The 516-nt window shown below is 45.2% G+C and carries 2 tRNA genes; both read right to left on the bottom strand.

Going from position 1 to position 516, the window contains the following annotated elements:
- Positions 1-200: 200 nt before the first annotated feature.
- Positions 201-276, bottom strand: a tRNA-Ala gene (locus LKW28_RS22815).
- Positions 277-295: 19 nt separating this feature from the next.
- Positions 296-372: transfer RNA gene (locus LKW28_RS22810), tRNA-Ile, on the bottom strand.
- Between the last annotated feature and the right edge of the window lie 144 nt (positions 373-516).

The following is a 516-nucleotide window of genomic DNA, read 5'->3' as shown; positions in this document are numbered from 1 at the left end:
TTTGTCACCTCTTTCGTCAACATCCTCACGTACCTAAAGTACGCTCCGGTGTCTCCTCAATCGGTTCCTCGAACTTCTCGCTTCTCGTGCACCTAAAGTTTAAAGAACTATTACTACTTCAATGAATGTTTTGTTACGTTATCTAGTTTTCAAGGAACAAAATAACTGATTTCTATCGATTGTGATTTCGTCAGTAAAATTGGTGGAGCCTAGCGGGATCGAACCGCTGACCTCCTGCGTGCAAGGCAGGCGCTCTCCCAGCTGAGCTAAGGCCCCATAGGATCTTTAGAATGAATGGTGGGCCTAAATGGACCCGAACCATCGACCTCACGCTTATCAGGCGTGCGCTCTAACCAGCTGAGCTATAGGCCCATTCATAATTCACTTTGAGAACAACCAGTTCTCTCAAAACTAAACATAATACAAAGCATCTTTTTATGAAGTTCTGTGAACTTCAGTTTCCTTAGAAAGGAGGTGATCCAGCCGCACCTTCCGATACGGCTACCTTGTTACGAC

Source organism: Bacillus sp. REN16 (assembly GCF_020731355.1).
Lineage (GTDB): Bacteria > Bacillota > Bacilli > Bacillales > Bacillaceae_L > Ferdinandcohnia.
Note: the sequence above shows the minus strand (reverse complement) of the source record. Positions and strands in the feature narration are given on the sequence as shown.